Below are 17,514 nucleotides of genomic sequence, written 5' to 3'. Positions count from 1 at the left end.
TTCAAGGAATCCATATGTCGCCCTGGCTGACGGTTGTAGGCATCGGTGAAGACGGCTTCAAGGGGCTGGGCAGGAATGCCCGGCATGCCCTGTTGCGCGCCACGCGGATTATAGGAGGTCAGCGCCAGTTGGACCTGTTGCCGGTGTGTATTCGTGGCGAGCGCCAGGTGTGGCCGAGCCCGTTTTCGCTGGAGCCGGTGCTGGCGCGACGCGGGGAGCCGGTGTGTGTGCTGGCGAGTGGCGATCCGATGTTCTATGGCGTGGGGGCGAGTTTGGCGCGGCAGGTGGCGGCGGATGAGCTGCTGATTTTGCCGGCGCCTTCGTCGGTATCGTTGGCGGCGGCGCGGTTGGGTTGGCCGTTGCAGGAGGTGGTGACGTTATCCGTGGTGGCCCGGCCGCTGGCGGCGCTGAATGCGCACCTGGCCAGTGGGGTGCGGTTGTTGGTGTTGAGCAATGATGGCCGCAGCCCGGCGTTGATTGCTTCGCTGCTAAGCGAATCCGGGTTCGGTGCTAGCCGTGTGTCTGTGTTTGAACACTTGGGCGGCGCGGATGAACAGCGCATCGACGGGTTGGCGCACTCGTGGGAACACACCTCGGTCGCCGATTTGAACCTCGTCGCCATCGACTGCCTGGCCGACGCCCATACTGCGCGCCTGTCGCGTCTTGCAGGTTTGCCGGACTCAGCCTTTAAGCACGACGGCCAACTGACCAAACGCGATGTGCGCGCCATGACCCTTGCCCGCCTCGCCCCGATGCCCGGCGAACTGCTGTGGGATGTGGGTGCGGGCAGCGGCTCCATTGGGATTGAATGGATGCGCACGCATCCCAGTTGTCGCGCGCTGGCGATTGAAGCCGATGAAGGCCGCCAAGGCCTGATCGAACACAACCGCGACGCCCTTGGCGTGCCCGGCCTGCAACTGATTCGCGGCAAGGCCCCCGCTGCATTGCTTGGCCTGGAAGCACCGGACGCCATCTTCATCGGCGGCGGCGTGACCCGTGACGGTGTGCTCGATACTTGTTGGCAACAGCTACGACCGGGCGGACGGTTGGTCGCCAACGCCGTGACCCTGCAAAGTGAAATGACCTTGATGAACTGGCGTGCGCAGCATGGCGGCGAACTGACGCGCATCCATATCGCTCAGGCGCAGCCGTTGGGGGAATTCGATACATGGCGCCAGGCGTTGCCGATTACCTTGCTGGAAGTGGTCAAGCCGCTATGACGCGCATTCTTCTGCTGGGCGGCGTGACTGAAGCGCTGGCCATCGCTCGTACATTGGGCCCGGAACATATCTATAGCCTGGCCGGGGTTGGGCGCGTGCCCACCGACCTGACCTGCCAGGTGCGGGTCGGCGGTTATGGTGGGGCTGAGGGGTTGGCGCGGTTTGTACGGAATGAGGGGATTAGTCTGATTCTCGACGCGACCCATCCGTATGCCGCGCAGATCAGCCGCAATGCCGCCGAGGCTGCAAGCGCTTGCGGCGTGCCCTGCTGGGCATTGCGCCGCCCGGCGTGGCAGCCGCAGGCGGCGGATGATTGGCGCGAGGTCAGTGATTGGGCGTCGTTGATTGAAGCGTTGAAGCCGTTCAAACGCCCGCTATTCACCTTGGGCCGCGAGCCGTTGCAGCATCTGGATGAAATCCCGCCGGAGCAGTTCTGGACGCTGCGCGCGCTGGATGTGTATCCGGGGAATGAGCGGTGTGAAGTGATCGGCGCGCGGGGGCCGTTTTTGATCGAGGATGAGCGCGCGTTGTTCGAACGGCGCGGGATTGATGTGCTGATCAGCAAGAACAGTGGTAGCACCGCGACGGAGCCGAAGCTGGAAGTGGCAAGGGAGCTTGGGGTGCCGGTGTTGGTGTTGAAGCGGCCGGTGTTGGCAGCAGTGGATCGAGAATTCACTACTGTGCCTGCGGTTCTACAGGCAATCACCACTCTCTAAACACCATCGATTCTATGTGGGAGGGGGCTTGCCCCCGATAGCGGTAGATCACTCACAGATGTATAGACTGACACACCGTAATCGGGGGCAAGCCCCCTCCCACCTTTAGAACTGCATCATCACGCAGCGTTTTTCGTTTGCCCGACACCATCATGCACACGATCAGCCAGCAGCAGCGCCAGCTCAATCAACTGCGCAACGCCGAGCAATTCCTCTCGTTTCGAGCCTTCCAGGTCAAACGCCAGATCACAGCTCAGCGCATTGGCCGAGGCGAGGGTTTCGCTGAGGTTGACCAGCAGGTCTTCGGTGCTGAAGCCGTCGGCTACGGTGAAGAGCCGGACGGGGGGATTTGGGGTGGGTTTGATCATTGTGAAGCTCCTTAATCTAAGTGGAGCTGCCACTCATCGCCGCGACGCGATAGGGGTGGCAGCTGTACGCAGGTTCGCGGACCGGAGATCAAGGAAGCCGGCATACCCGAAGGTATCCCGCGCACAGCCACCATAGCGCCGCACAGTAGACGATAAAAAAGCGTCAACTGAAAGGAGGCAATGCTTGATCCGTTCGGGCCGCGACGCCCGACCGCTGAGTTTGCTGCGGTGTACGGAGACTAGAGATTGAGTGTCCTAGGGACAACCTTAAAGGCCTGTCGGATATTTCTGCTTGCCCCTATTCATTGCCGAACACCGGCCAAATGTGGGAGGGGGTTGCCCCCGATAGCGTCAGCCCAGTCAACAAATCAGTGGCTGACCCACCGCCATCGGGGGCAAGCCCCCTCCCACATTTGAACTGTGCAGCGTTGAAGATCGGCATCCACTCGATTACCCGTCTATCCTCAAACCAGTCACTGCGACACCAAACCACACCCACCCTTTTTACTTATCCCCCCCGATCAGGCTAAATACCCTCCTGATCGTTTAACCCTACGGATTGTCCGCCATGGCCCGTCACCGCTTTGCAATCGCCTGGATCGCCTGCCTTGCAGTGCTGTTCAACGCCTTTGCCATGCCGATGGCCAGTGCGATGCAGCAGGCGGATGACCCGGTCAAGCAATTGCTGTGGGGCAGTTTCTGCTCGTCCAATGGCGCGAGCCTTAAGACGATTGCCCTGGGCAAGCTGGAAATCCCGGCGCCGCAGCAGGACGATCACTCCACCATGCAGCATTGCTGGTGTTGCTCCGGCTCGGCGCCGTTGGTGGCGTTGCCGGGGCATGTGCCGCAGTTGTATTTCACGCGCTTCGACGCCGTGCAGAGCTTGCCGCCGCCCCAACTGCAAACGCCCACACCGCGCCAGCAATGGCCAAGCCTTAACCCCCGCGCCTCTCCAACGGCCTGATTTCTTCGCAAGTGAACTGCGTTTAGAACCGTTCTGGAGAACTGCCATGCTCAAATCTTCCCTGCTTCTGGCTGCGTTGTTGCTGCCGGTGTTCAGTGCTGCCAATGCCGAGGACTACAAGGCCGGCGAACTGGAGATCCGTGAACCCTGGTCCCAGGAGTTGCCGCCCAATGCGCCGACTGTCGCGGCCTATTTTGTCATCCATAACACCGGTGAAAGCCCGGACCGCCTGCTCAGCGTCGAGACGCCCGTGGCGGACAAGGCCGAGCTGCATGAGCATGTCATGCAGGGCGACTTGATGAAGATGCAACAAGTGCCGAGCGTGGCGGTACCGGCCAAGGGTGATTTGACCTTCGCGCCCATGGCGTATCACGTGATGCTGCTGGGTCTCAAAGACCGCAGCCTGTTGGCCGACGGCAAGCAATTCCCACTGACCCTGACCTTCGAAAAAGCCGGCAAGGTCGAGGTGGAAGTGTCGGTGCAGAAAGTGCCGCCCATGGCTGGCCACGAGCACAAACACCCTCAATAGACTGACACTCGATGGGCGCCCCTCGCGCCAGGTTATCCCCACACTCCCGCCTGAAACGCGGCAGTTGGATCAGCCTGTTCGCCATGCTAATGATCTTTATCGGTCCGCTGATTTCCCAAGCGATGCCGATGGACCATCACGCCGGTATGTCGATGGACATGCCGATGGAGCACGGCGAAGCCCATCACAAGAAAGCCCCTGACGAACACCACGCCCTCTGGTCCAAGTGCGGCTATTGCGACCTGCTTTACAGTTGCCCCGCCCTGCCCGGTGGCATTTCAACCTTTACCCTGAGCAGCCCGCCACCGGCCAATGCCCTCACCCCCGCCACGCGCCTGGGTCATGCCCGGCAGAGCATCTTCCCCGGCGCCCGCAGCCGCGCGCCGCCCATCGCCTCGTAAGCCCTTCACACCGTTACTTCACCCCGGCCGACTTTAGACAGACAGCCGCAGGCTGCTGGCCGTGTTGTTTACGATTGATTGATGGAATTTGTCATGTCCAGGTTTTCTGCTGACACCCGTTTGGGATGTACCCCCGTGCTCGCTGCCTTATGCGGCGCATTACTGGCTCCCCAGGTTCACGCTGACGAGCATGAACTGAGCCCCACCGTGATCACCGCGATCGCCCCCAGCTCGCCACTGACCGTGATCACCAACCCCAAGGACCCACGCCAGCCGGTGCCCGCCAGCGATGGCGGCGACTACCTCAAGACCATCCCCGGCTTCGCTCTGGTGCGTAATGGCGGCACCAATGGCGACCCGGTGCTGCGCGGCATGTTTGGCTCACGCCTGAATATCCTCACCAACGGCAGCATGATGCTCGGCGCCTGCCCCGGCCGCATGGACGCCCCCACCTCGTACATCTCGCCGGAAACCTACGACAAGCTCACCGTGATCAAAGGCCCGCAAACCGTACTCTGGGGCCCCGGCGCCTCCGCCGGCACCGTGTTGTTCGAGCGCGAGCCGGAGCAATTCGGCGAGTTGGGCACGCGCCTCAATGCCAGTGTGCTGGCCGGTTCCAACGGGCGCTTCGACAAAGTCATCGATGCCGCTGCCGGTGGGCCGCTGGGCTATGTACGGGTAATCGGCAACCAGGCCCATGCCGATGACTACAAGGACGGCAACAACGACACCGTCGCCTCGCGCTACGACAAGTGGAACAGTGATGTGGCGGTCGGCTTCACCCCCGATGCCGACACCCTGCTGGAACTCACCGCTGGCCGTGGCGATGGCGAAGCACGCTACGCCGGGCGTGGCATGGACGGCTCGCAGTTCCTGCGTGAAAGCCTGGGGCTGCGCTTCGAAAAATCCAACATCGGCGACGTGCTGGACAAGGTCGAAGCCCAGGTCTACTACAACTACGCCGACCATGTGATGGACAACTACAGCCTGCGCACACCGTCGGGCACCGGGATGATGGCCGGGCCGATGGCCTCTAACGTCGACCGGCGCACCCTCGGCGCGCGGATCAAGGCCACCTGGCGCTGGGCCGATGTGCAGTTGATCAGCGGCCTGGACGCGCAGACCAATGAACACCGCCAGCGCAGCAGCATGGGCATCGACACCTACAAGGACTTGCCCAAGGTCAAGGACGCCAACTTCCACAACTACGGCGTGTTCGGCGAACTCACGTGGTACGCCGCCGACCGTGACCGCTTGATCACGGGCGCACGCCTGGATCGCGCCTCGGCCAAGGACTTCCGGCAAACCACCGGTTCCGGCATGAGCGCCCGCACCAACCCGACCGCCGATGCCACCCGCGCCGACACCTTGCCATCAGGTTTTACGCGCTATGAACACGACCTGGCCGACAGCCCCACCACCCTCTACGCGGGCTTGGGCCACTCGGAGCGTTTCCCGGATTATTGGGAGCTGTTTTCCCCCAACACCGGCGCGGTCGGTTCGGTGAATGCCTTCGACGGCGTGAAGCCGGAGAAGACCACCCAGCTCGACTTCGGCGCGCAATACAAAGCCGAGGCGCTTGAAGCCTGGGCCTCGGGCTACATCGGCCGGGTGCAGGACTTCATCCTGTTCGACTACAGGCCAGGGATGATGGGTACCACTTCCCAGGCGCGCAACGTCGACGCACGCATCATGGGCGGCGAACTGGGCACGGCGTACAAACTGACGCGCAATTGGAAGGCCGACGCCACCCTCGCCTACGCCTGGGGCAAGAACAGCAGCGACGGCAAGGCGCTGCCGCAAATGCCGCCGCTGGACGCACGCCTTGGCCTCACCTACAGCGAAGACGACTGGAGTGCCGGCGCGTTATGGCGCGTGGTCGCGGCGCAAAATCGCATCGATCAGAACAAGGGCAACGTGGTCGGCAAGGACTTTGACAAGAGCGGCGGCTTTGGCGTGTTCTCGCTGAACGCGGCGTACCGCCTCAATAAACATTTCAAGGTCAGCACTGGCGTCGACAACCTGTTCGGCAAGGCCTACGCCGAGCACCTGAACCTGGCCGGCAACGCCGGGTTCGGCTACCCGGCCAGTGACCCGCAGGCCATCAAGGAGTCAGGCCGAACCCTCTGGACCAAAGTCGACATGAGCTTCTAAGAGCATCGGGGGCAAGCCCCCGATGACGGCCGACCAGACACAAAAAACTCAAAGCCTTGCGGAGCCCCCGATGAGCATTCAAAAAGTATCCTTCTACAACCTGGCCTGGCGCTGGCATTTCTATGCCGGCCTCTTCGTCGCCCCTTTCATGGTGCTGCTGGCCCTGACCGGCATCATCTACCTGTTCAAACCTCAGCTCGACCCGCTGATGTACGGCGACCTGCTCAAGGTCCAAACCGCCGAACACGCCCTGAGCGCCGACGAGCAACTGCGACGCGCCCAGGCCGCCTACCCCAACGGCGTGATCAGCAAGTACCTGCCGCCGGCCGACGCCACCCGCAGCGCACAATTCGTGATGCACAACGGCGGCCGCGAAGTGACGGTGTTCATCGACCCGTATCGCGGCACCGTACTCGGTGAGCAGGACGCCAAATACAACCTGCAAGCCATCGCCCGCGCGCTGCATGGGGAGCTGATGATCGGCACCCTCGGCGATCGCCTGGTGGAACTCGCCGCCGGTTGGGGCGTGATGCTGGTGGTGTCGGGCCTGTACCTGTGGTGGCCGCGGGGCAAGTCCTCGGCGGGTGTGCTGTGGCCAAGGTTCAGCAGTCGCGGCCGGGTGTTCTGGCGCGACATGCACGCGGTCACGGGCTTCTGGGGCGCGTCGCTGCTGCTGGTGATGCTGCTCAGCGGCATGACCTGGACCGGCTTCTGGGGTAAGCAATACGCCGACTTGTGGAACAGGTTCCCGGCGGCCATGTGGAACAACGTGCCGCAGTCCGACCAGCAGGCGCGAGTGCTCAATACCGCAACGCAACAGACCGTGCCCTGGGCCCTGGAAAACACGCCGATGCCGATGTCCGGCGACCATGCCGAACACATGAACCACGGCGCGATGCACTCAGCGCCGGCCGCGCCCACCTTGCGCCTGCAACAGGTGGTCGACCTGGCGACCGCGCGCAAGGTCGAGCCCGGCTACAGCATCACCTTCCCGACCACGGCCGAGGGCGTGTTCACCGTTGCGGTGTTTGCCAACGATCCACGCAACGACGCCACCCTGCATGTGGACCAGTACACCGGCAAGGTCCTGGCCGATGTGCGCTGGGCGCACTACAACACCGTCGCCCGCGCCACCGAGACAGGCGTGATGCTGCACGAAGGCAAGATGTTCGGCTGGGTCAATCAACTGATCGTGCTGCTGATCTGCCTGATGATTCTGCTCAGTGCGGTCAGTGGCGTGGTGATCTGGTGGAAGCGCCGGCCAACGGGCGGCCTGGGCGTTCCGCCGTTGCGGCATGACCTGCCGAAGTGGAAAACCGCGATGGTGATCATGCTCGCCCTCGCGATCATTTTCCCGCTGGTGGGGGCCTCTCTGATCCTCGTGTGGGCGCTGGATTGCTTGGTGCTGTCACGCTTTTTTGGCCAACGTGAATCTGCCTCAGGTTCGGCATGAAACAGGCGAGATGCCCGGTACAGAGCCCTTCTGTAGCCTTGCGCGGACTTTTGTCTCGCAGCGAACAAGTGTTAACTTATAACACTTTCTGCGTTATCGTTGCTCGCCGCGCCCTGCGGCGAGTACCCCTCCAAGAAGACTGACCGACCGATGAACAAGTACCTCGCGTCCAGCCTGTGCCTGCTCGCCCTGCATAACAGCGCCCAGGCCCTGACCTTGCCCGCCAGCCCTGTCACCGCCACCGCCGTGGACGACGAACACGTCGACCTCAACACCCCGACCACCGCCGGTTCGCGCTTGAATCTCACGGCCTTGCAAACCCCCGGCAGTGTCGAGAGCCAGACCGGCGCGCAGATCCGCGCACGCGGCGATGCCAGTGTTCAGGACGCAATCTCCCGCGCCACCGGTATCAGCCGTACCGGCACGCCGGGCGATGGCGGCACGTCGTTGTCAGCCCGTGGTTTCACAGGCCAGGGCTCGGTGATGCAGTTGTACGACGGCAACCGCATGTACATGGGCATGGGCACGTCGACCTTCCCGGTAGACACCTGGTCGGTGGAACGCGTGGATGTGCTGCGCGGCCCGGCCTCGGTACTGTACGGCGAAGGCGCTACGGGTGCGGTGATCAATACCGTGCCGAAAAAGCCGTTTGAAGGCGAGATCGAAAACCACCTCCGCCTGGGCTATGGCTCTTACGACCGCCAGCAACAAGCCCTGGACAGCGGCGGTTCGCTGACCGACACCCTGAGCTATCGCCTGAACCTCAATCGCCTGCGCAGCAATGGTTTCATCGACCGTGGCGACGCCAGCAGCGACTTCGTCAGTGGCGCCCTGCGCTGGCAGGCGGCGGACAATTTGAGCGTCACCCTGGCCAGCGACTACGGCGACCAGCGTCCGCAAAACTACTTCGGCACGCCACTGATCAACGGCCAGTTGCACAAGGGTCTGCGCGACAAAAACTACAACGTCAGCAACGACACCCAGCACTACAACGACCAGTGGACGCGCCTGACCAGCGAGTGGCAGATCAACGACAGCGTCAGCGCCACCAACGAATTGTTTTACCTGAAAAACCAGCGCCGCTGGCAGAACGCCGAGAACTACAACTTCACCAACGGCCAGCTCACTCGCAGCGGTAATTTCGGCATCAAGCACAATCAGGAACAGGTGGGCGACCGTCAGACCTTCACCTTCAAACACACGCTGTTCGGCCTCGACAGCCAGACCGTGACCGGTGTGGAATACAACCGCATCCGCTTCCGCCTGGCCAGTAACTCGCCGTTCAACGACGTGCTGGCGAGTGGTCAGCCTATCGATATCAATCACCCGGCACCCGCCGCGTTCGACAGCCAGAACGCGTTCAAGCCACTGTTCGCCACCACCACTAAAACCGTCGCCGGCTTCGCGGAAAACCGTTTGCAACTCACCGACTCACTGTCGCTGATCACCGGCATCCGTCGTGACTACGCCCATGTGGACCGCGATGATCTGCGCGACGGCAGCCAGAGCGACAAAACCCTCACCGGCAACAACTGGAAGGCCGGCCTGGTCTACGCGATCACGCCCGATACCTCGGTATACGGCCAGTACGCCACCAGCACCGACGGTGTTGGCGGCCTGATTTCCCTGAGCCCAGGCCAGCAGCAGTTCGACCTGTCCACCGCCAAGCAGACCGAGGTCGGCATCAAGCAGGCCTTCTGGGACCAGCGCGGCGAATGGACGTTGGCGGCGTATCACATCGTCAAGAAGAAACTGCTCACCGACGTGCCGGGCGACCCGGACCTCAAGCAGCAAGTCGGCCAACAATCATCACGTGGCCTGGAAGCCAGCCTCGACCTGCAACTGCCACACGCCTGGCAACTGCAAGCCAACGCGGCCATCGTCCATGCGCAGTACGACGACTTCAAACAGGACCTCGGCGGCGTGCAAGTGTCCCGCGACGGCAACCGCCCGGTGGACGTACCGCGCCGCACCGCCAACCTGTGGCTGAGCAAGGCCGTGACCGAGGACATCCGCGCGGGTGCCGGCGTGCGTTATGTCGACGCGCGTTACGCCGACATGGCCAACCAGAACGAGCTGCCGAGCTACACCGTGGTCGACGCCAGCGTGTCGTGGAACGCTATGCGCAACACCACCCTGGGCCTGCAGCTGAACAACCTGTTCGACCGCACCTACGCCGTCAGCCAGTACAACGACGGCCAACAATGGATCCTCGGTGAGCCGCGCGCCCTCTTCGCCACAGCGGACTACACCTTCTAAATGACCAAAACACCGTTCCACTGTGGTGGACTTGAGAGCATTGATGACTTCACTCACCCTCACCGGCCTCAACTGGTCACCTGCCGGCCACTGCCATCACCAGTTCCACCTGCGTGACGCCAGCCTGCAGGTCGGTGCCGGGGAGTTTGTCGGGCTGATCGGGCCCAATGGCAGCGGCAAGACCAGTCTGTTGCGCTGCGCCTATCGGTTCAGCAGGCCTGCGCAGGGTGACGTATGGCTTGCGCATCAGAACGTGTGGAAGCAGAGCGCCAAATGGTGTGCGCAGCGCATCGCGGTGGTCTTGCAGGAATTCCCCGACGCCTTCGGCCTGCGGGTGGATGAGGTGGTCGCCATGGGCCGCACGCCCCACAAAGGCCTGTTCGATGGTGACACGCTGCACGACCAGAAGATGATTCAGCAGACCCTGGAATCGGTCGGCATGCAGGGCTTTGAGGACCACGCGTTCGCCACCCTCTCCGGCGGTGAAAAACAACGCGTCATTCTGGCTCGCGCGTTGGCCCAGCAACCGCAACTGCTGATCCTCGACGAGCCCACCAACCACCTCGACCCGCGCTATCAACTGGAGCTGCTGCGATTGGTCAAACGCCTGAACATCGGCACCCTGGCCAGCATCCACGACCTCAACCTGGCGGCTGCATTCTGTGATCGCCTGTACGTGATCAACCACGGGCGCATCGTCGCCAGCGGCACCCCGCATCAGGTGCTCACCGCCGCCTTGCTGCGCGACGTGTTTGGCGTCGAAGCACTGATCGACACCCACCCCTTGTCCGACTACCCCCGAATCACCTGGATAACCCCACCATGATCCTGCGCGCTCTGCTTGCCGTTACCTTGCTGTTCAGCGCCGCCGAGGCGTTCGCCGAAGCGACCCACTACCCCGTCACCATCAAGAGCTGTAACCGTGACGTGACCTTCCAGGAAGCCCCGAAACACGCGGTCAGCCACGACATCAACATGACCCAGATGATGCTTGCCCTGGGCCTCAAGTCGCACATGGCCGGTTACAGCGGGGTCTCCGGCTGGAAGTCGGTGACGCCGGAAATGGCGCACCTGCTCGATGGTTTGCCAGAGCTGGCGAGCAAGTACCCGTCGGTGGAAACCCTGCTCAATGCCAACGTGGACTTTTTCTTCGCCGGTTGGGACTACGGCATGCGAGTGGGCGGCGACCTGACGCCGAACACCCTGCAACCGCTGGGCATCAACGTGTATGAGTTGACCGAGTCGTGCGCCTTTGTGATGAAGCGCCCGGCCGCCACTCTGGACGACACCTATAACGACCTGCGCAACCTGGGCAAAATCTTCGATGTGCAGGACCGCGCCACTGCCTTGATCGCGCAGATGCAGGCACAGGTCGCCGACGTGCAAAAGGACCTGCCGGCCGATAAGCCTCGGGTGTTCCTTTACGACAGCGGTGAAGACCGCGCCATGACGTCCGGCCGTCTGGGCATGCCCCAGGCGCTGATCGAAGCAGCCGGCGGGCGCAACATCCTCGATGACGTCGACGCCAGCTGGACCCGCATCAACTGGGAGACCGTGGTGGAGCGCAACCCGCAAGTGATCGTGATCGTCGACTACAGCGAAATCACCGCCGAACAGAAACAGCAATTCCTGCTGAACAACCCGGCCTTGCAAGCCGTGGACGCGATCAGGAACCAGCGCTTTATCGTCATCCCTTACGTGCAGGCCACGCCGGGCATCGACAACGTGCTGGCCGTTGAAACCCTGGCCAAGGGGTTCCACGGCGAATGATCACGCGTCGCTACGCCCTGCTGCTCGTCGCCCTTGGCACGGTGTTGCTGGTTTCTTGCGTGGTCTCGCTGGGCTTCGGCCCGGCGCGGGTGCCGGTGGAGGTAGTGGGGCGAATCCTGCTGTACAAGACCTTTGGCATCGGCGAGGCAACCTGGTCGGCCGGGCAGGAACCTATCGTGTGGCTGATCCGCGTGCCGCGCCTGTTGCTGGGTGTCTTGGTCGGCGCGGGGTTGGCCTTGATCGGCGCGGTGTTGCAGGCAGTCACGCGCAACCCGCTGGCCGACCCGCACCTGCTCGGTGTCACCTCCGGCGCCACGTTGGGCGCCGTGATCGTGGTGTTGCATGTGGGTGAAGTCATCGGCCTGCTGACCCTGCCCATCGCTGCGTTTGTCGGTGCACTCGCGAGCATGCTGGTGGTGCTGGCGGTGGCCATTCGCAACGGTCGGCTGGAGAGTGATCGCCTGCTGCTGTGCGGCGTGGCGGTGTCGTTTGTGATGATGGCCGCCGCCAATCTCTTGCTGTTCATGGGCGATCATCGCGCCGCGTCGGCGGTGATGTTCTGGATGCTTGGCGGGCTGGGCCTGGCGCGCTGGGAGCTGCTGGCCATCCCCGCCGCGAGCGTGCTGCTCGGGCTGGTGCTGCTGCTCGGCATGGCCCGCCCGCTGAACGCGCTGATGGCCGGTGAACAGACGGCCGTGACCCTTGGCCTGAACGCACGCACCGTCCGCCTGAACGTCTTCCTGATTGCCTCATTGATGACCGGCGTATTGGTGTCCATCAGCGGCTCCATCGGTTTTGTCGGGCTGATGGTGCCGCACATTGCCCGCCGCCTGGTGGGCGCCGAGCACCGGCGCTTATTGCCGGTGTGCGCACTGCTGGGCAGCCTGTTCCTGGTGTGGGTGGATGTGGCCGCACGCACCCTGATCGCCCCCGAGGATCTACCGATCGGCGTCGCCACGGCAGCGATTGGCGGGCTGTTCTTCATTGGCTTGATGCGCAAGCGTTGAGTCATACCGGTCACGCGTCACAGTTCATCCTTGTCGCGGCCATACAGCGTGTCATCGGTATCCGGCAGCGATTGCACACCGTTGTGGGGCCAGTCAGGCCCCAACACGCCACGGCGGGTCCAGAAGTCATCGGTTTCCAATACCGACAGGTTACCCACACGCCTCATTCGCTCCACCAGCACACTGGGATCAGGGGCCAGGCCTGGGCCGAGCAGCGCACTCTCCTCCTGCGTATGGCCAGGGACATACTTGAGTAATGCGCCCTCGCGACAGACCAGGTAGCAGCTCTCGGCCACCGGTAGGTTGGTTCTTACAATCGACACATAACGCCGCCAGTCATCCAGCGACGCGAAGCGCTTGAGCAAACGCAGGTCCTTCGCCTCCAGGCTGGTGGTTGAAGGGATGACTTTATAAAACGCCTGGATCGCGGCGATGTTGTAAAAGTACAGGGCGTAGGCATTCGTCAGGTTGAGTCCAAAGCCGGCGAGACGAAACAAACGCGCCAGGCTCCCCGGAAACGGCAGTGACCGATCCTCCACCGGCTCCAGTGCCACAAAGCCGGACTCATCCGGCGGCACCAGTACCGCCCCCAGGTACTCGATGCCATTGAAGCGCCCCACCCGCTTTTGCGCGGAGCGGGCGGCGTCATCGGCATAGAAATACAACGCATCGCAAAACAGATGAGCGTACGGCCCGCTGTCCGAGTGGCCCGTCACGACTTTAGGTGACCAGTCCAGCCCCACCTTCCCGACACTGGCCCATATCGGGCTGCGCACCCAAACCTGCATGTCCCCCCGTGCCGCAAGACTGCGGACATAATCCTGCATCTTCAGCGAACCATCGAGCAGGCTCGCGCGAAGGCGCGGCGCCTGGTTGAGCATCTCGAACAACAACGCACTGCGCTCAAAGTCATACTGCAGCAGCGCACCGTCGGCGCACATCAAGTACAGCGTCAGCACCCGGCCATTGCCAAAGCGTTTTGCAGCGCTGAGTGCGTTGACCACCTCCTGCGGCCAAAAAAAGTGCTTGGCCATTTCACCCTCAAGACTGGACGCCTGGACGGTCGGCGCCTGCAAATACAGGCCATCCCACACGTAGCCTTGAGGTAACTGGCCAGCAACCCATACTTGCTCAAGCTTGACGAAGCTCTCACGGGCCAACGGCGCAGTCGCCATATAGCGCTGCTTTTTGGCTGATTTGAGCACGTAGCCAAAGGTCAGTTGCGCTGGCGTGGTCGACCCCAACTGCAGGGCGCGTACCGCATCGATGGCCCGGGTATACAACGGGCTGCACAGTGGGTCGGCCAATGCCTGGCGGATCTCCCGCGCCGGCGGTTGCTCAACATTCCAGACGAACGTGTCTACCAGTAACCTCGCCGGCCCCCACAGCACGCTGCCACTGATCACCCGCAGGTCACCGGCCTTGGCGACCTCGGTCACAAACTCCGCAGGCAGCAGCGTCCCCTGGCGTATTTGCTGTTCGACAAAATTGTCGGCGTAATCGCCCCTGACCGCATTCAGCGGAGCCAGGCGACTTCTAAGAGCGGCCTCTTCGGCGGAGTCCGTGCGCTGATAGCTGAGAATCGAGCCATCCGGGCCGAACAGGTATTCGCGCTTGACCTGCGTTTCATGCAGCAACAGATACGCCAACACCGCGCTGGGCAGCATGCTTTTGTAAACGGCTTTTTGTGCTGCGGCCAACAAAAGCTCGACCTCCACGTCCAACCGCGAGCGATAGCGCGCGACGATAGAAGCGCCGCCTGGATATAACCCCTGCGAAATGGCTTCGTCAGGGTAAATCCAGTTCCGGGCAAACCCTTGGGGAGGCACTGCCAGTGGGTCGGTCGCGGTAAAAGCACCATTGGCGAGGCGTAATACCACCCCACCGTAAGCCCGCTGCCGAACCGTGCCCACCAACGCCTGCGCATGGCGCGCGGCATCATCGGCACTGGCAAAGGTGGGGCCAAGGCGGCGACGTATCATGGCCGAGTAACCGTTCCAATCCGGGGAAACCAGGCCTTCCTTGTCCCAATACTGGCTGGTCCGCAGGACCGTCAGCTGACCCCGCTTGGCCGTCTCCCTGACGAACTCCACGGGTGTCTTGGCACCGGAGTTCAATTGCGCAATGGTGTCCTCGAGGTTTCGCTCCAGCGGCCCCCCACCGCCCAATTGAAACGGCAACGACACATACCGCAGCAATGCGCCTTCGTCGGTCGAGAAATAAATCGGCAGGTACTGCCCGTCGTTGTATTTCTCCCCCCGACGCTTGGCGTCATAAAGCGCGGCGTACAGCTCGCCAGGCTGCACAAAATAGCGGGCAAGCCATGAGTCAGCGGCCCCCAGGCCTGTGGGCTGCCATTGTTGGGAACGGAAGAGTGCATGCAGCACAAACCCCTCGGGAAAGCGGAAGTCGCCGGGCTTTTCGGAGGAGGCAAAGACACTGTTGAGGTTGAAAAGCGCGTAGCGGGCACTCACGCCAACCACCTGCGAGGCGACGAACTCGTCGCTTTTCGGGTGCCTGAGAATGAAGCTAAAACAGGATTGATGGGCAAGACTACGGCCATGAACCCGGGCATGCAGGTTGCGGGCAGCCTCATCGGCACTGCCAAAGAGCGCCCCGAACGTGGCGTAATCCGGCGCACCCGACCTGGGGGCGTAGCTGAAATTGGGTGTCCAGTCGCTGTAGACCACCGAGCGTGGCCCCCACAACGCATTGTCTTCAATGACCTTGAAATCACCCGCCTCGGCCAGGCGGGTTACCCACTGAGTGGGCGTGATGAGGCCGCTGCTCAGGTGCTGGCGGATTCGGCTGCCGCCAGCCTGTGGCGCCACGTTCGCCAGGAGCACCTGTTCGTGGGACGACGAGTTCGGGGTGTAAGACAGTAAACACCCCTGAGAGCCCGACAGGAACGCCACGCGCTTTTGCCGGATGACCTCACGGATTTCATCATCGGCAAACGCCTGCATGTTGATCATTGCATCATCCCGCGTCCAACCACGCTGCTCGACCCAGGCCGGGTCAACCATGGACAAGGCCGGATGAGAACCATAACGACCGTGTAACTGATAGAGCTCCGGCGGGATCAAAGGGCCCTTGCCCCCTGCCGGGAAAAACAACGGTTTGTCGAAGGGGTTTGCGTCGCTTTCAAGCGGTTCGGTAATGACAAATCGGCCGTCCTCTCCCTTGAGCAAGTAGCCGCCGTAATAGCGATCGCGTCGATGGCCGATCTGCTCGTGGGCATGCACCGCCGCGTCGACGGCCGACAAAAAGGATCGACTGAGCGTCACCTCATAAAACGAGGTCAACAGCGTCGAACGGTCATCCACTAGACCTTCATAGCGCCACAGTTCGCCGGGCTGCACCACCGACAGGTCACCGGCGGCCAGCACCCGACGCACGTACTCACGCGGCCTAAGGGTCCCCGCCAGGAGCGCTGCCTGAGCGCCGTTGTCGTTGAGCACACCATCACTTTGCACCAGCGCCAGGCGGGTGTGTTCAGCGAGACCCGGCAGTTTGAACCGCAACAGAGCACCGTCCTCCGCCTTCATGTACAGCGCAAGGCCGCGGGCTTTGTCTTGAATACCCGCGGTCAGGCGCGATTGGGTGATGGCCGCGACCATTTCCGCAGGCGTGAAAAAGTGCGCGTATAACCAAGGCTCTCTTTTGGGAAACGCGGTTTCATCCGGCCTGGAGGTGTAATAAATCGCCTCGAGCCGCAATTGCGAAGGCAACCTCGGCTTGCCGTCCGGGCGCTTGGGGAACAGGCCTTCGAGCGCGAACAGCGGCTGACCCGTTGCCTGCGGATAGGTGGCGACATAACCCTCACTCTGGGTGTGCTTGAGCACAACCCCCATTGTGCGAGCGGGCACTGCTGTCGGCGCATTCGCCAGGGCACTCAGAACAGCCAGTTCAGCACGGCCAAACACCTGAGTGAAGGCGGGTTGCTCCCGAACGGTGCCTGGCAGAGCGACCGGCTTGCCGACTTTCCAGGCCCGCGTGACCTTGCCACGCACACCCCCCCACTCGGCAATGGGCTCGATCACGCGCAACTCTCCCGCCTCGGCGAGCAGCCAGATCAGATGTTCGAAAACGCTGGACTGTTCAATCGGCAGTTTGCCGGTCCATTGCTGGTAAAGGGTCTGTTCCTGGGTCGAGTCACTGCTCACATACTTGAGCAAACTGCCGTTCGGCCCAGACAGGTAATGCGCGCGTGCCGTCTTTCGGTGTTCGACGATAAACCTCATGTCGGGAATGGAAAAAAGGCTCTGGAAAATCACTACCTGTGAGCCTGTCATCCCAGGGTTCTGCCGCGCGACCTCATCGGGCGCCAGCGGATGGGAGTGGTAATAGGCCTCGCCCATATAGCCTTCGGGCAGCACGAAATCGCCATTCTTATCGGTGGGCAATATCAAGGTGTGATCGAACATGACGTGTTGGTCCGGCACCGGCTCGGTGGCGTAGAACCGACCACCGCGTTTGAAAATCGCCCCACCGTACTCGCGGTCACGGCTGTGGCGAGCAATGCGCTCATGTGCCCAGCGGGCGGCATCATCAGGCGTGACAAAGGGCGGGCTCAGAGGGGGAAGTTCCGCACGGGAGGCGGGCGGATTTACCGGAGTATTTTCCATGGGCATTCACTGGCAATAGGGATAAAAGTACGGGCCATCCTGGCC

The 17,514-nt window shown here is 62.4% G+C and carries 13 protein-coding genes; 11 read left to right on the top strand and 2 right to left on the bottom strand.

What is annotated here, in order from left to right; all coding sequences use genetic code 11:
- Positions 1–14: 14 nt before the first annotated feature.
- Together K7431_RS25415 and K7431_RS25410 are read left to right on the top strand one after the other, a co-directional pair.
- Positions 15–1,220, top strand: coding sequence for a bifunctional cobalt-precorrin-7 (C(5))-methyltransferase/cobalt-precorrin-6B (C(15))-methyltransferase (locus tag K7431_RS25415; RefSeq protein ID WP_012721985.1), 1,206 nt, complete (start codon positions 15–17; stop codon positions 1,218–1,220).
- Positions 1,217–1,936: a cobalt-precorrin-6A reductase gene (locus K7431_RS25410; protein ID WP_012721984.1), complete on the top strand. Its 720-nt coding sequence runs from the start codon at positions 1,217–1,219 to the stop codon at positions 1,934–1,936. Before K7431_RS25415 ends, K7431_RS25410 begins: the two co-directional genes overlap by 4 nt.
- 119 nt (positions 1,937–2,055) lie before the next feature.
- Here K7431_RS25410 and K7431_RS25405 read toward each other — a convergent pair whose 3' ends face one another.
- Positions 2,056–2,304, bottom strand: coding sequence for a DUF6124 family protein (locus tag K7431_RS25405; RefSeq protein ID WP_043204711.1), 249 nt, complete (start codon positions 2,302–2,304; stop codon positions 2,056–2,058).
- Between the two features lie 568 nt (positions 2,305–2,872).
- Here K7431_RS25405 and K7431_RS25400 point away from each other — a divergent pair.
- The 9 genes from K7431_RS25400 (at position 2,873) to K7431_RS25360 (ending at position 12,841) form a co-directional block, all read left to right on the top strand.
- Positions 2,873–3,268, top strand: coding sequence for a DUF2946 domain-containing protein (locus K7431_RS25400; RefSeq protein WP_012721982.1), 396 nt, complete (start codon positions 2,873–2,875; stop codon positions 3,266–3,268).
- Between the two features lie 46 nt (positions 3,269–3,314).
- Positions 3,315–3,797, top strand: a complete 483-nt coding sequence (locus K7431_RS25395) for a copper chaperone PCu(A)C (RefSeq protein ID WP_012721981.1) — start codon at positions 3,315–3,317, stop codon at positions 3,795–3,797.
- An 11-nt stretch (positions 3,798–3,808) separates the two neighbouring features.
- Positions 3,809–4,198: a DUF2946 domain-containing protein gene (locus K7431_RS25390; protein WP_012721980.1), complete on the top strand. Its 390-nt coding sequence runs from the start codon at positions 3,809–3,811 to the stop codon at positions 4,196–4,198.
- Between the two features lie 93 nt (positions 4,199–4,291).
- Positions 4,292–6,352: a TonB-dependent copper receptor gene (locus K7431_RS25385; protein WP_043204709.1), complete on the top strand. Its 2,061-nt coding sequence runs from the start codon at positions 4,292–4,294 to the stop codon at positions 6,350–6,352.
- Positions 6,353–6,422: 70 nt separating this feature from the next.
- Complete coding sequence (locus K7431_RS25380) at positions 6,423–7,805, top strand: PepSY-associated TM helix domain-containing protein (protein ID WP_012721978.1); 1,383 nt, start codon at positions 6,423–6,425, stop codon at positions 7,803–7,805.
- A gap of 150 nt (positions 7,806–7,955) precedes the next feature.
- Positions 7,956–10,064 carry a TonB-dependent receptor gene (locus K7431_RS25375; protein ID WP_012721977.1) on the top strand — a complete coding sequence of 703 codons (2,109 nt, stop codon included), beginning with the start codon at positions 7,956–7,958 and terminating at the stop codon, positions 10,062–10,064.
- A gap of 43 nt (positions 10,065–10,107) precedes the next feature.
- Positions 10,108–10,890, top strand: a complete 783-nt coding sequence (locus K7431_RS25370; protein WP_012721976.1) for an ABC transporter ATP-binding protein — start codon at positions 10,108–10,110, stop codon at positions 10,888–10,890.
- On the top strand, positions 10,887–11,834 hold the full coding sequence (locus K7431_RS25365) for an ABC transporter substrate-binding protein (protein ID WP_012721975.1): 948 nt from the start codon (positions 10,887–10,889) through the stop codon (positions 11,832–11,834). The genes K7431_RS25370 and K7431_RS25365 overlap by 4 nt, the downstream gene beginning before the upstream one ends.
- Entirely contained in the window at positions 11,831–12,841 is a 1,011-nt protein-coding gene (locus K7431_RS25360) for a FecCD family ABC transporter permease (RefSeq protein ID WP_012721974.1), read from the top strand. The genes K7431_RS25365 and K7431_RS25360 overlap by 4 nt, the downstream gene beginning before the upstream one ends.
- 17 nt (positions 12,842–12,858) lie before the next feature.
- On the opposite strand, the gene K7431_RS25355 is transcribed toward K7431_RS25360, so the two are convergent.
- Complete coding sequence (locus tag K7431_RS25355; RefSeq protein ID WP_148270888.1) at positions 12,859–17,469, bottom strand: DUF4329 domain-containing protein; 4,611 nt, start codon at positions 17,467–17,469, stop codon at positions 12,859–12,861.
- Positions 17,470–17,514 lie beyond the last annotated feature (45 nt).

The organism is Pseudomonas fluorescens group sp. (assembly GCF_020093335.1).
GTDB lineage: Bacteria > Pseudomonadota > Gammaproteobacteria > Pseudomonadales > Pseudomonadaceae > Aquipseudomonas > Aquipseudomonas petroselini.
The sequence above is the reverse complement of the archived record's forward strand: the minus strand, read 5'-3'. Positions and strand labels throughout refer to the sequence as shown.

Bases quoted from the DNA above. Each gene is read 5' to 3' on its own strand.
- K7431_RS25395 (WP_012721981.1), top strand. From the start codon at position 3,315: ATGCTCAAATCTTCCCTGCTTCTGGCTGCGTTGTTGCTGCCGGTGTTC.
- K7431_RS25390 (WP_012721980.1), top strand. From the start codon at position 3,809: ATGGGCGCCCCTCGCGCCAGGTTATCCCCACACTCCCGCCTGAAACGC.
- K7431_RS25355 (WP_148270888.1), bottom strand. From the start codon at position 17,469: ATGGAAAATACTCCGGTAAATCCGCCCGCCTCCCGTGCGGAACTTCCC.
- K7431_RS25415 (WP_012721985.1), top strand. From the start codon at position 15: ATGTCGCCCTGGCTGACGGTTGTAGGCATCGGTGAAGACGGCTTCAAG.
- K7431_RS25385 (WP_043204709.1), top strand. From the start codon at position 4,292: ATGTCCAGGTTTTCTGCTGACACCCGTTTGGGATGTACCCCCGTGCTC.
- K7431_RS25400 (WP_012721982.1), top strand. From the start codon at position 2,873: ATGGCCCGTCACCGCTTTGCAATCGCCTGGATCGCCTGCCTTGCAGTG.
- K7431_RS25380 (WP_012721978.1), top strand. From the start codon at position 6,423: ATGAGCATTCAAAAAGTATCCTTCTACAACCTGGCCTGGCGCTGGCAT.
- K7431_RS25360 (WP_012721974.1), top strand. From the start codon at position 11,831: ATGATCACGCGTCGCTACGCCCTGCTGCTCGTCGCCCTTGGCACGGTG.
- K7431_RS25405 (WP_043204711.1), bottom strand. From the start codon at position 2,304: ATGATCAAACCCACCCCAAATCCCCCCGTCCGGCTCTTCACCGTAGCC.
- K7431_RS25410 (WP_012721984.1), top strand. From the start codon at position 1,217: ATGACGCGCATTCTTCTGCTGGGCGGCGTGACTGAAGCGCTGGCCATC.
- K7431_RS25365 (WP_012721975.1), top strand. From the start codon at position 10,887: ATGATCCTGCGCGCTCTGCTTGCCGTTACCTTGCTGTTCAGCGCCGCC.
- K7431_RS25375 (WP_012721977.1), top strand. From the start codon at position 7,956: ATGAACAAGTACCTCGCGTCCAGCCTGTGCCTGCTCGCCCTGCATAAC.
- K7431_RS25370 (WP_012721976.1), top strand. From the start codon at position 10,108: ATGACTTCACTCACCCTCACCGGCCTCAACTGGTCACCTGCCGGCCAC.